The organism is Parabacteroides goldsteinii (assembly GCF_020091425.1).
Lineage (GTDB): Bacteria > Bacteroidota > Bacteroidia > Bacteroidales > Tannerellaceae > Parabacteroides > Parabacteroides goldsteinii.
This window is the reverse complement of record NZ_CP081906.1, coordinates 5,645,682-5,659,441: the sequence shown is the minus strand read 5'-3', so window position 1 is coordinate 5,659,441 and position 13,760 is coordinate 5,645,682. Positions and strand designations below refer to the sequence as shown.

The window sequence follows — 13,760 nt, the reverse complement described above, 5'->3', positions numbered from 1 at the left end:
TTACAACGCACGCAAATGAATAACGAGACATTTGAAATGGTGGCCAAAACCCTGTACGGGTTAGAAGAAATACTGGCCGGTGAGTTATTAGCTATAGGCGCCAACGATATAGAAATTGGCCGCCGGATGGTATCCTTCACAGGAGATAAAGAAGTGCTTTACAGAGCCAACTTCTGTTGCCGCACCGCCTTACGCATCCTGAAACCGATCTATCATTTCAAGGCAAAAGATGCCGATACGGTTTATAAGGAAGTGAAAAAGGTCGTATGGGAAAACTATATGTCACTGGACAAGACGTTCGCGATCGACTCCGTGATCTATTCAGAAGATTTCAATCACTCTAAATTCGTGGCTTACCGTACAAAAGATGCGATCGTTGACTACTTTATGGAGAAGCACAACAAACGTCCTTCCGTACGTGTGAACAATCCCGACTTATACATCAATATACATATCTCGCACAACGACTGTACCTTGTCTATCGACAGTTCGGGCGAGAGCCTTCACAAACGCGGATACCGCGTGGAACAGACCGAAGCGCCGCTGAACGAAGTGCTGGCTGCCGGTATGATCCTGAAGACAGGCTGGAAAGGCGAATCCAATTTCGTCGACCCGATGTGCGGTTCCGGTACGCTGCTGATCGAAGCGGCTATGATCGCCCTGAACATCGCCCCGGGTATCCACCGCAAGGAGTTCGCTTTCGAGAAATGGATCGACTTCGACCAGGAACTGTTCGACCGCATCTATAACGACGAAAGCCAGGAACGCGAGTTCACTTTCAAATGCTACGGTTCGGATATCAATCCGGCTGCTATCGAGATCGCCCAGAAGAATATCCGTAGCGCAGGCCTGGCCAAATATGTCGAACTGAAAACGATGCCTTTCCAGCAATATACGGAAGCACCACAACCGGGTATCCTGGTAACCAACCCGCCTTATGGCGAACGTATCTCCTCCCGCGACCTGCTGGGACTTTATAATATGATCGGCGAACGCGTCAAACATGTGTTTACCGGATATAAAGTATGGATACTCAGCTACAAAGACGAATGTTTCGACAAGATCGGCCTGCGTCCCAGCGAACGGATGAAGCTGATCAACGGCTCGCTCGACTGCGAATACCGTTGCTACGAAATATTTGAAGGAAAGAACAAAGACTATAAGAAAGCATTGAACGAGGAAGGCGCGGAAAGAACGGAAGATTCCGCCTCACGCCCAAGGCCCTCGTTCCCAGAAAAAAGATATGACACCCGTCCTGCTGGTCGCCCGAACTTCAAGACCGACCGCATGGACCGCCCCGACCGTCGTTTTGCCGCCGCTCACAGTGAAGACGAAAACGAACGTACATCCGCAGCACCGGGAAAACGTTTCTTCGGTGAAGAACGCGGTGACGGCCGTCCTGCCCGCAAACAGTTCGGAGGCGAACGTGGTGAACGCCCGGTTCGCCCGATTCTGCACAAAGCCGGCGAAAAACGCCCCGTCAAAATGCGTTACAAAGACGAAGACGACAGGTTCTCTAAAAACAGAAAGAACTTCGGAGACAGAAAACGCGGAGAAGGCCGTCCATTCAAGAAACCATTCAGAAGAGAAGACAACGATGACTTTGAAGATTAAACACTTCCTGGTTCTTTGCGTGTTCGCTTTATCTACAACTATGACGCTGATGGCACAGGACAAACAACTCACATTACACGACCTGCTTCCGGGAGGGAAGACACACAATAAATTCGTCCCGGCCAGTCTCAAACAGCTGCAATGGTGTGGGGACACTTACCTGTATGTCAAAGGAGACAGCATGATAAGCGGCGTACCTGAAAAGAAAGAGCAGGTTGCCTTTACACGCAGCCGACTCAATGAGGCGCTTTCGGCAGTCGGACTTCCGACGGTAGGCAGCCTGCCCGGATTTTCGGTTCCCTATAAGGACCAGCCGGTACTGGCTTTTACCAGTAAAGGCCACCGCCTGCATTACAATTTTGCCGAAAACAAGATAATTGGCAATTATCAGCTGGACAGCAAAGGATCGAACTATAACTTCTGTCCGGCCAATAACTGCCTGGCATTCACGGTGGGGAACAACATACAGATTCTTTCACCGGAGAATCAGACAAGCATTGTTACACGTGAAACAAAAGACGGAATCGTATGCGGACAAGCAGTCCATCAACGTGAATTCGGCATCAGCAAAGGACTGTTCTGGTCACCGGCAGGCTCCGCCCTGGCTTTCTACCGGATGGACGAGAGCATGGTCACAGACTATCCTATCGTCAATATCGATGCCCGTTGCGCAAAAGCCGAACCGGTTAAATATCCGATGGCCGGCATGAAGAGCCATGAGGTGACAGTCGGTGTGTATAATCTCTCGACAGGCGAAACCGTTTGGCTGGAAACCGGAACCCCGAAAGAAAAGTTCCTTACCAACATCGCCTGGAGCCCGGATGAAAAGAGCATCTATATTGCCGAACTGAACCGCGAACAGAATGAGATGAACCTGGTTCGCTATTCTGCCCTGACCGGCAAGAAAGAAGCCGTCCTTTTCACAGAAACGAACGAGCATTACGTTGAACCGCAATATCCGGTACTCTTCCTCCCGAACGATCCCGGCAAATTCATCTGGCAAAGCCAGAAAGACGGATACAACCACCTGTATCTGTATGACACCACCGGTAAACAGCTGAAACAACTGACACAGGGAGAATGGGTAGTCACCCAGGTAATCGGTTTCGACGCCAAAGGCGAGAACCTGTTTATCACTTCCACCCAGCCACATATACGGAGTTCGTTCAATTACGGCACTCCGATGAATGTAAACGGCTGGAAGCTGAATCTGAAGAAGGGGGAGACATCCCTGCTGACTCCGAATGCCGCCCTAGAAAGTGTGCATAACCTTTCGGTCAGCGCCTCCGGCAAATATGCGATCGACAGTTACGACGCTCCGAAAATCCCGCGCATCATCAACCTGATCCGGACCAAAGACGGCAAGGAGATCAAAAACCTCCTGACCGCCCGGGACCCGTACAAAGGCTACACACTGCCGGAAATAGAAGCAGGTACCATAAAATCTGCCGACGGCAAGACCGACCTGCATTTCCGCCTGGTCAAACCTGTCGGATTGGATGAGAACAAGAAATACCCGACCATCGTCTACGTCTACGGCGGCCCCCACTCACAACTGGTAACGGGTGGCTGGCAGAACGGTGTAAGAGGCTGGGATATCTATATGGCACAACGCGGCTACGTGGTTTTCACGGTCGACAACCGCGGCACGTCCAACCGGGGATTCGCTTTCGAAAGCGTGATCCACCGCAACTTGGGTGTCAACGAGATGGCCGACCAGATGAAAGGTGTGGAATATCTGAAATCACTTCCTTACGTGGATGCCGACCGTATCGGTGTGCACGGGTGGAGCTACGGCGGCTTCATGACGACCAACCTGATCCTGACGCATCCCGACGTCTTCAAAGTCGGTGTTGCCGGCGGCCCGGTGATCGACTGGAGCAACTACGAGATCATGTACGGCGAACGTTATATGGATCGTCCGCAGGATAATCCGGAAGGGTATAAGAACGCCAACCTGAAACTGAAGGCAGGCAACCTGAAAGGCCATCTCCTCCAGATACACGGCGACATCGACCCGGTAGTGGTATGGCAACATAGCCTGGGCTTCCTGAAAGCCTGCGTGGATGCAGATACCTATCCCGATTATTTCGTCTACCCCCGCCACGAGCACAACGTGACAGGCAAAGACCGCCCGCATCTCTACGAGAAGATAACACGGTATTTCGATGACTACTTGAAAAATACGAACAAAGAGTAACAGTTTCCCCTCTTGAGAGGGGATAAGGGGTGTGTTAAAGCTAGTTATAAGGCGGGACAATGACACACCCCCTACCCCCTCTCAAGAGGGGAAACTGTTACCATCAGATAATATAATAAACGATAACGATATGAACATTCTATTATTAGGCTCCGGCGGCCGCGAACATGCAATAGCCTGGAAGATTTCCCAAAGTCCGAAAGTGGATAAGTTATTCATTGCCCCCGGCAACGCAGGTACTGCACAGGTGGGAACCAATGCATATATCAAGGCGGACGATTTCGCCGCCATCAAAGACTTTGTACTGGCTAACGATGTGAACATGGTTGTTGTCGGTCCGGAAGACCCGCTGGTAAAAGGTGTTTACGACTTCTTCAAAAACGACGCCTCGCTATCCGGCATCCCCGTGATCGGCCCGTCCAAAGCCGGAGCGCAACTGGAAGGCAGCAAAGACTTTGCCAAAGCATTCATGATGCGCCATAACATACCGACCGCCCGTTACAAGAGCATCACAGCCGAAAATATCGCCGAAGGATACGCCTTCCTCGAATCGCTGCCTGCCCCTTACGTGCTGAAAGCCGACGGACTGGCTGCCGGAAAAGGCGTACTCATCCTCGAAACGCTGGAAGAAGCGAAAAAAGAACTGGGCGACATGCTGAACGGTATGTTCGGCGATGCCAGCAAGACAGTGGTTATCGAAGAGTTCCTGACAGGTATCGAATGTTCGGTATTCGTCATGACCGACGGTACGAACTACAAAGTGCTCCCCGTAGCCAAAGACTACAAACGGATCGGCGAAGGCAATACCGGCCTGAACACCGGCGGTATGGGTGCCGTTTCCCCTGTTCCATTTGCCGACGAGGGGTATATGGCCAAAGTGGAAACACAGATCATCCGTCCGACCATCGAAGGTCTGAAAGCGGAAGGTATCGACTATAAAGGCTTCATCTTCCTGGGCCTTATCAATGAGAACGATCCCAAGGTGATCGAATACAACTGCCGTATGGGCGACCCGGAAACGGAAGTGGTCATGCTCCGCATCCAGAGCGACCTGGTAGACCTGCTGGAAGGCGTGGCCGAAGGCAACCTCGACAAGCGTACCCTGACAATAGACCCGCGTGCAGCCGTTACGGTCATGCTGGTAAGCGGCGGTTATCCCGAAGCCTACGAAAAAGGCAAACTGATCTACGGATTGAACGACATCACCTCCGACAACATTATCTTCCACGCCGGCACCGTCTCCGCCAGCGACCGGATCATGACCAACGGCGGACGTGTCATCGCTGTCAGCTCTTACGGAGCCAATAAGGAAGAAGCCCTGGCCAAATCATTCGCCGGAGCAAAAACCATCATGTTCGACAAGAAATATTTCCGAAGCGACATCGGGTTCGATTTGTAAATGAACAATACATACAGCTATTCTCGCAGACACACCATTTCGGGACCGGCAACTTTTGCCTGTACCCTGATGGCCTGTGTCGCCTGCTGGATCGTGAGTTACCTGAACTCGGTCGGCTATCCGGTGTATGGAGAAGTGACGGCACCGCCCCTATGGAATGCTATCTGTCAGGTATTGCCCGGCAAGGCTTTCACCTATGCCATCGGCATGCTGCTGATGTTCGGGGGCGCCTTCCTGCTCCACCGTGCCAACTATATCCTGGTGCTGATCCGCGAGAAGACGTTGTTGCCTTTCCTGTTTTATGTACTGTTCATCAGTACCAACCCGGATTTCCTGCCACTGAAATCCACCTCAGTCGGCGTATTCTGCCTGATTCTGGCCATCTATCAGCTATTCACCTCTTACCACGACCCCGGTGCTAAGAGCAAAGCCTACAATGCCTCTCTGCTGATCGGGATCGGAAGCCTGCTATGGGTACATATCCTCTGGTTCATTCCTCTGTTCTGGATAGGGATGTATAACTTCAGGAGCTTGAGTATCCGTACCTTTCTAGCCTCCCTGCTCGGTGTAGGTACCGTCTACTGGTTCCTGCTGGGTTGGTGTATCTGGTTCCGCGACTTCACGCCGTTCACGATTCCGTTCGCCACGCTGTTCAAGATACGCATCCTGGCCGCTGCCGGCATCGGGTTGCTCGACTGGGTCGGCATCATCGCCATCGCCATACTGACGGCTGTATCCGCTATCAACATCATCACGCACGAATACGAAGATGTGCTGCGCACACGCCAGTTCCTGTCCTTCCTGATCTGTATGTCGGTGTGGGCCTTTGCGCTCTATTTTCTGTACGAGCAGGCATCGGAAGAGTTTCTGGAGACAGCCTGTATCCCCTCTGCCATACTGATCGCCCATTTCTTCACCGTCATGCGGGGTAAGATCGTTTTCTGGACCTTCTATTCCACCATTGTTCTATTTATCGCTCTCTTGTTTCTACGCTTATGGAATTTCTTATAGAATACGGATATATCGGGGTGTTCATCGCCTCTTTCCTCGCAGCGACGATCCTGCCTTTCAGCAGTGAAGTCGTCCTGACCGGTGTTTTACTGGCTGGTTCTGCCTACTGGCCCTGCATGGTCGCTGCCACACTGGGCAACTTCCTGGGCGGCATGAGTTGTTACTGGCTCGGCATGCTGGGAAAAGTGGAATGGATCGAGAAATACCTCAAACTGGATGCCAAAAAGCTGCAAAAGGTACAGGACTGGATTGCCGGTAAAGGTTCCTGGATGGGTTTCTTCGTCTTCCTCCCCGGCATCGGCGACCTTATCGCGGTAGCGCTCGGTTTCCTGCGCGCCAACGTCTGGATCGTCGCCATCTCCATGTTCCTGGGCAAAGCCATCCGCTATTGGGTATGGATGGAGTTTGTATATAAGGTGCAGGGAATGTTTTAAACTTTCTTTCCCTTATTATACTACCTGAATGATGACTTCCGTAAAGATACTACCGCGGCGCACATAGATGGAGTATTCTTTCGAATCGGTCCAATAATAATAGGTAACAGTCAATTTACCACCATCGGTCGTTATCTCGAATCCATTGGATGTTGAGTATAAGAACTCGACATCTTTCGGAAAATCCATTTCCACCACATCACCGCTGTTACTCACCTCACCGATCACGCTGCCGTATTCCGGCAAGCCTTGCGGATCGGGATAGACGGGGGCATATTTGACTACGGCTCCCACATTGACTGCCGTTCCCGTATTCGCTATATCCTTCACGATTTCAGATTCAACATAAAACTGGTAATAAGAGGCTTCGAGAGCAATCGCTGGTTTTCCGGAAGGAAATTCGAGTATCGAATTGCGATTGAAGGCCTGATAAAGGCATCCCGGCAACACGGCCGCCTTCCGCACGAGTCCGTCTCCGACCCTGGGAGGAACAACCTTTCCAATCCCGTTTGCACCACCGAGTTCCACAAGCAGGCACGACGAGCCGCTGAAATTGTTTTCATCCGTGATATAAATGTCCGAATTGCCCAGATACGTTTTTCCGTTATCCTCATTGAGCATATTCAATGTGGTGACATCCTCCAATTCTACTGAATCATCATCGGAACAAGATGTTGCGAAAAATACATTCGCAACAAACAGAAGTTGAAATAATAGCTTCTTTTTCATCATTTCTTAATTAATAGTTTTACAATAGGAAACACACACAAAGTGTTTATGTTATTCCGCCAGCCACTGATTCAGCTGCGTCAAGATCTTTTCCTTGATGTCTTCAGGCATATTACCGATGCGGGCACGATGGCTACCGCGGGGCTGGAAGTAGACCTGTTCATTCTTCTTTCCTTTGAAAACCGGAGCATGGGCGGCACTCCACGGGTCGATTTCACCGTAAATAAAGATCATCTTCGGATCATTGTCCTTCAGAAAATCATAAATCTTATGATAAAGGGCAGGGCGGAACTCGACCTTGCCAACCAGCTCTTTGGGCAACATGATGCGGTTCAGATAACCTTTACTGCTGTCGATAGTCAGGTATTTACGGAACGGCTTCGTGTCATATCCGTAATAACCCAGTTCACGGGCGGCCTGAACAAAGAAAGAAATATTCGGTTGGTTCTCCGCAAAATAGTCAGGACTACTGATATCCATCAGGTGTTTGAACAGCGTCGGGGTATCGGAATGGAGAGAAGGAATAACAGATACGGACGTTCCCCACTGCCATAAGGCAAAGGGATACTCCAGCACGCAATAATCGAGTACTTCGGGCATCGGAATACGGTATTCCAGGTTCTTTTCTTTGGAAAAAGCCTCCAGCAAAGGAAGAATCTCTTCTTTGCGTTTCAAGACCTCCTTTTGGAACGCTTCTATCTTGCGGCGCTCCTGTTTCGTACCGACCTTACGCAGGAACGGTTCGTGGCGACCGTCTTCAACGCCTTTGCACAGCGGGCCGACGTAAGGGACGGAGATATCCACATCGTCCGGGAAAAAGGCACGGTAAAGCATGGTCGTCTGGCCACCTTTGCTGATACCGGTGCTGATCCATTTGCCGGTATAAAGCTGCTTGAAAGTCTGGTTGACATTATGCAGGTCGTAAGCGGAATTTTCGGCAGTCAGATAATCCCAGTTACAGGGTTCGGGTGTGGATTCCAGGAAATAACGATACTCCACAAAGACCAGGTTGGCATTCAGCAGCTTGGTCAGTTCCTCCTCGTATTTGGGATTCAGGGCATAAGCGCCGCCATATCCTTCGGTGACAATAACGGTCGGACGGTCGAAACCGACATGGCCAACAACAACGCGCTGCGTGAAAGTGCCGGCCTCCGGATTCTTAGGGTCGACAAGCTGGGTGATACGTACAAGATACTTTTCGGGATAAACGTCCGATTCCAGTTGTTCGACACTGGTGATCCCTTTCAGGGCGGCAAGCTTCTCCTTCAGTTCGCCCGGCGCGGCAAAGGCAGCCAGGGTACAGAGAAAAGAGAGAAGCAGAAGATTGAATGTTCTTCTCATGGCTTATTCTTTTTTGTTATTTATTGTTCTTATCAGTCCTTCATATTTGGCTCGTTTCACAGCCGACCCCGCAAAGATACGATTATAATCGTCGCGGGTAAAGCAGCGAAGGTCTTCTTTTTTCAAAGACAGGAAAGCCGGGGAAGGAGAAAAAGCCGCTTCACGGGTAGGACTGGCAAAGCGGTTCCAGGGACAGACCTCCTGGCAGGTGTCGCAACCGTAGAGGCGGTCACCCAGGCGGGAAGCCTGTTCGGAAGGGATATCGCCTTTATGCTCGATCGTAAGGTAAGAAATGCACTTGTTTGCGTTCAGGTAGCCGGGACGTTCCAGGGCACCTGTCGGACAGGAATCGAGGCAACGGCGGCAAGCACCGCAACGGTTCTTCTGAGGGGTGTCGTAATCCAGTTCCAGGGTGGTGACGATCTCTCCGAGAAAGAAAAAGGAACCTTTGCCGGAGATGATCAGGTTGGTATTCTTCCCGATCCAGCCAAGGCCGGCTTTCCAGGCCCAGTAACGTTCCAGGATGGGAGCGGAGTCGGTGAAGAGGCGGGCGGCAGGAAGGGTGGAGTCAGCCTGTCCCCGTGCTTGACACGGGGCCGCCGAGGAACTGGTCTCCTCATTTTCCGGTCGAAGCGGCCTGCTCACTTGCGGCCCCGTGTCAAGCACGGGGACAAGGCTTGTTATGTACTCCCAGAGCTGCCGGAGTTTGTCTTTCACAACGATATGATAGTCCTTTCCATAAGCATAATAGGAAATGCGCGGGGAACCGGGAAATTGCTTCTGTGGCGGATAGTAATTAAGAGCCACGGAAATAACGGAACGGGCACCTTCCACCAGCCCTGCAGGATCAAGCCGGATATCACGGTAGTTCTCCATATATTTCATGCCGGCATGACATCCTTCGGCTATCCACCGGTCAAAAAACAAAGCTTCGGTGTCTGCGGAAGCCACTTCAGCTATTCCGCAGGCATCGAAGCCTAATTCCTTCGCTTTGTTCTTTATTAATATGGATAAACTATGCATCTCAACTAAATGGGAACCTCAACATTCTGTCATGACGGGCTTGACAGATTATTCAAACACCTTAAACACATACCCTTCCTGCTGCAACCACTCGATAGCGCGGGGCATGGCTTCGCGCATGTTCGTTTCGGCTTTCAGGGAGTCGTGGAAGACAATAACGGAGCCGTTACGGGTATAGTTCTTTACCACATTGAAGACACCGTTCGGGGTCATGTGAGGACTGTAATCGCGGGTCACCACGTCCCACATGATGATCTTGTACTTCCGGCGCAAGGCGACAACCTGCGGAAAACGCATATGCCCGTGGGGAGGACGATATAAATCGCTCTGAATATATTCGGCAGCCTTCTCTATGTTATCCAGATAATTCTTCGTCCAGTATTGAAGTCCCTGGATATGATTGTAAGTATGGTTCCCTACCCGGTGGCCGCGGTCGAGCACCATCTGGTAGATATCCGGATGTTTGCGGACATTATCTCCTACACAGAAGAAGGTAGCCTTCACTCCATATTTGTCGAGTATATCCAAAACCCAAGGGGTAACCTCGGGAATAGGGCCGTCGTCGAAGGTGAGATATACACACTTCTCCTTGGCCGGTATCCGCCAGATTACCCCTGGGAACAGGACCCTGTAGAACCAGGGCGGTTGTTCTATAAACATACGTTATTTATTTCCACGCACCGAACCCCAAGCCATCCGGTAGTTGTCAAACTCTTCCTGATACTTAGCAGCGAATTCGGGATTATAATGTTTGCTGACCGTCAGCACTTGATTCATGACAGCCAGGTTATGTTCCAACTCTCTCGTTACAGAAGCCAGTTGAGAAGGTCTCAGACGGAAGAACCAGTCGATATTACGCATTGCATTCTCTGCAATTCCGGTAAAGACCTCTTCTGCCTTTTCATCCTGGTCGAGCGCATAATACAATTCGCCTGTCGTAAGAGCGGTATAATCCAACGGAACATTCTCCGGCGGCAGTACTTCCATACATTTGTTCAGTACATTCAGCGCTTTTTCACTCTTACCTTCCTTCAACAGGTCTTCAGCCAACTTATTGAACAATGCCATACGGTAGCTCTTGCACATACGCATCACGTTTTCATCGATGTAAACGCCCGGTTTGTCTACGCCACCCCATTTGAACTTGTTCATCACGTTGTCGTACATCTTTTCCGTGTTGGTGCCTTTGTTCGCCTGCTTCGGAACGATCTGGTAAGCCAGACCGGTCTGTTCGAAGTAACCGTCCAGACCGACAAACTGGTCAGGATTTACGGTGATCGCATAATAAATAGGACGTTCCCAGTTATTGGTCTGCAACATATCCAAGATCATCAGTTCCTGTTTGCCCAAAGCAGTCTTGCCTTTCAGGCTGATTGTCATTTCCTTCAATAAACCGGTCGAATCAGTAGCCAGGCCTTTAGCAACGGCTGTCGCCGAATCCACCTTATAAACAAGCGTTTCCGAAGGGATATAGTCGAGTTCCTGATTGAAACCAGGTATCTTCTTGAATTTCGGATCATTGCTACGTACAAAGTTCAGCCCGGTACTCAGGTCGATAGGTTTATCCATCATCGGGACAATATAGGCAGCATCACGCGTACCCTGTATGTAATCGGCACGGTCCCATGAAATAGGCAGCGGAGCCGATTCGTACGCCTGTTTCTTCATCTGGTCGATATACCAGTCTGTCTGCAAATAACTGGTGTTACATACGCGGACATCGGTACGGATACCCTCCACTTCCTGCGCATACCACAACGGGAAAGTATCGTTATCGCCATTGGTAAAGATCACGGCATTCGGTTCGCACGATTCCAGGTAGTTAGCACCGAAATCACGGCAGACATAACGTCCCGAGCGATCATGGTCGTCCCAGTTCTGCCCCGCCATCTGGATAGGCACGAACAGGCACAGTACTGTCGCAACAGAACCTGCCACCACCGGAGACAACTTGCCGTACTTCTGCATCAGCTTCGCCAGGGCCGCGACACCGAACCCGATCCAGATACAGAAGGCATAGAAGGAGCCTGCATACGCATAGTCTCGTTCACGCGGTTGATAGGGCGTCTGGTTCAGATAGAGCACGATAGCGATACCTGTCATGAAGAACAGGAAGAAAGTGATCCAGAAACTCTGGATACCACGCTGTCCGGAATAAGCCTGGTACAAAAGTCCCAGGATACCGAGCAGGAGCGGCAACATATAATATACATTATGTCCTTTATTGTCAGCTATATCGGAAGGCATGTTGTCCTGCGGACCTACAAGCACCTCGTCGATTGCCTTGATACCGGTAATCCAGTTACCGTTCATCACTTCACCATTTCCCTGGATATCATTCTGACGGCCGGAGAAGTTCCACATAAAGTAACGCCAGTACATGAAGTTCAGCTGATAGGCAAAGAAGTAACGCAGGTTTTCGGCAAACGTCGGCTTCATCACCGTCACGTTCTCACCGCAACGGTTGAACTTCACAGGTTCTCCCTTGAACTGCGACCATTCCTTATAAGCTCCCACATGCGCATCCACATTGCTGTACATACGTGGGAAAAGCATATTCAGTTCGTCTACATATTCATATTCCACATCGTGGCGCGAAACAAAATATTTGTCTTTTTCACTCGGATCTTTCTTGATGACGCGGCTCCATACAGCTTCACCTTCCTTGGTTACAGGAGCACAGTTACCGCCCTGGTTCTCACGCTGTACTTCCGAAGCAAACGTCTGTCCGTACAACAACGGTGTTTTACCATATTGTTCACGAGCCAGATAAGAACGCAAAGTGAAAATATCGCTCGGAGCATTCTGGTTCATCGGCGTATCGGCCGTCGCACGAATCATCGTCAGCGCATAAGAAGAATAACCGACAACGATCACCATCAGGCAAACCAATACGGTATTCAGCATCTTGATATTCACCTTCTTGCTCATAAACAAATAAGCAGTCAGGGCACCTGTCAGAATAACCGCCAGCACATAGCCGCTTCCGATAAACGGCACACCCACCAATACGATAGACAGGATAAACGCCACCTTCATGCGCACCGGATTAATTTCATCGCGCATCGTTTCCCAGATAGACCAGATCAGCACGGCGGCCAATACAATCACATAGGCAAATACACCTGAATTGTAAGGCATTCCCAACACATTGACAAACAACAGTTCGAAATAACCGCAGACTTCAACCAGTCCCTGTACGACACCATACATCATCAGTCCGACGATCGCGAACGAAACCAACAACGCATAAATAGTTCCCTTCATCGTAGGATTCGGGAATTTCTTATAGTAATAAACCAGCACGATAGCCGGGATACAAAGCAAGTTCAACAGGTGGACACCGATACTCAACCCCATCAGATAAGCGATCAGTACGATCCATCGGTCGGCATGCGGACGGTCAGCCGCCTCTTCCCACTTCAGGATCAGCCAGAAAACCAATGCAGTAAACAGAGAAGAATAAGCATATACTTCACCTTCCACGGCACTGAACCAGAATGTATCGCTAAATGTATAGGCCAATGCTCCTACCAGACCGCTACCCATAATTGTGATCATCTGACCCAATGAGATTTCACTCTCATCGTCCACCATGATCTTACGGGCCAGGTGTGTGATACTCCAGAACAGGAACAGGATCGTCAGCCCGCTAAAGAGTGCCGACATCGAATTGACCATTTTAGCCACTGAGGAAGCATCGGATGCAAGCTGCGTGAACAGGTTGGCCGTCAACATAAAGAACGGTGCTCCGGGCGGATGCCCAACTTCCAGTTTAAAAGCAGAAGAGATGAACTCACCACAATCCCAGAAACTGGCAGTGGGTTCGATAGTCATCAAATAAACGGTTGAAGCGATCAGAAAAACGATCCATCCCAACACGTTGTTGATTAGTTTATACTTTCTCATGTTTGTATAAAGTGTGATAATTAGTTGTCAAATTACGCCATCCTCACACGGACAGTCGGCCGCAAAGGTAAGCATTTACGTTTAATACCAACGCCTTAAT

10 protein-coding genes are annotated in these 13,760 nt (G+C 50.3%); 5 read left to right on the top strand and 5 right to left on the bottom strand.

Annotation, left to right across the window (positions count from 1 at the left end):
• Positions 1-15: 15 nt before the first annotated feature.
• The 5 genes from K6V26_RS23340 to K6V26_RS23320 all read left to right on the top strand — a co-directional run bounded on the left by K6V26_RS23340 (position 16) and on the right by K6V26_RS23320 (position 6,658).
• The gene (locus K6V26_RS23340) at positions 16-1,614 is read left to right on the top strand and encodes a THUMP domain-containing class I SAM-dependent RNA methyltransferase (RefSeq protein ID WP_009860321.1); all 1,599 of its coding nucleotides are present in this window, start codon (positions 16-18) and stop codon (positions 1,612-1,614) included.
• Positions 1,598-3,814 carry a S9 family peptidase gene (locus K6V26_RS23335; protein ID WP_224264022.1) on the top strand — a complete coding sequence of 739 codons (2,217 nt, stop codon included), beginning with the start codon at positions 1,598-1,600 and terminating at the stop codon, positions 3,812-3,814. Before K6V26_RS23340 ends, K6V26_RS23335 begins: the two co-directional genes overlap by 17 nt.
• Before the next feature lie 130 nt (positions 3,815-3,944).
• Positions 3,945-5,213 carry a phosphoribosylamine--glycine ligase gene (purD, locus tag K6V26_RS23330; protein ID WP_224264021.1) on the top strand — a complete coding sequence of 423 codons (1,269 nt, stop codon included), beginning with the start codon at positions 3,945-3,947 and terminating at the stop codon, positions 5,211-5,213.
• On the top strand, positions 5,214-6,224 hold the full coding sequence (locus K6V26_RS23325; RefSeq protein ID WP_224264020.1) for a hypothetical protein: 1,011 nt from the start codon (positions 5,214-5,216) through the stop codon (positions 6,222-6,224).
• Entirely contained in the window at positions 6,209-6,658 is a 450-nt protein-coding gene (locus tag K6V26_RS23320) for a YqaA family protein (RefSeq protein WP_224264019.1), read from the top strand. The genes K6V26_RS23325 and K6V26_RS23320 overlap by 16 nt, the downstream gene beginning before the upstream one ends.
• Positions 6,659-6,673: 15 nt before the next feature.
• Here K6V26_RS23320 and K6V26_RS23315 read toward each other — a convergent pair whose 3' ends face one another.
• From K6V26_RS23315 to K6V26_RS23295, 5 genes are read right to left on the bottom strand one after another with little or no spacing between them, the layout of a single operon-like run.
• Entirely contained in the window at positions 6,674-7,390 is a 717-nt protein-coding gene (locus tag K6V26_RS23315; protein ID WP_009860326.1) for a DUF5036 family protein, read from the bottom strand.
• 48 nt (positions 7,391-7,438) lie between these two features.
• Entirely contained in the window at positions 7,439-8,728 is a 1,290-nt protein-coding gene (locus K6V26_RS23310; protein ID WP_009860327.1) for a S28 family serine protease, read from the bottom strand.
• Positions 8,729-8,731: 3 nt separating this feature from the next.
• A complete protein-coding gene (gene queG / locus K6V26_RS23305; RefSeq protein ID WP_224264018.1) occupies positions 8,732-9,751 on the bottom strand; it encodes a tRNA epoxyqueuosine(34) reductase QueG in 1,020 nt (339 codons plus the stop codon).
• A gap of 48 nt (positions 9,752-9,799) precedes the next feature.
• Positions 9,800-10,411, bottom strand: coding sequence for a polysaccharide deacetylase family protein (locus K6V26_RS23300; protein WP_009860329.1), 612 nt, complete (start codon positions 10,409-10,411; stop codon positions 9,800-9,802).
• Between the two features lie 3 nt (positions 10,412-10,414).
• Positions 10,415-13,660 (bottom strand): DUF2723 domain-containing protein, encoded by a 3,246-nt coding sequence (locus tag K6V26_RS23295; protein WP_195438712.1) that lies wholly within the window; start codon positions 13,658-13,660, stop codon positions 10,415-10,417.
• Positions 13,661-13,760 lie beyond the last annotated feature (100 nt).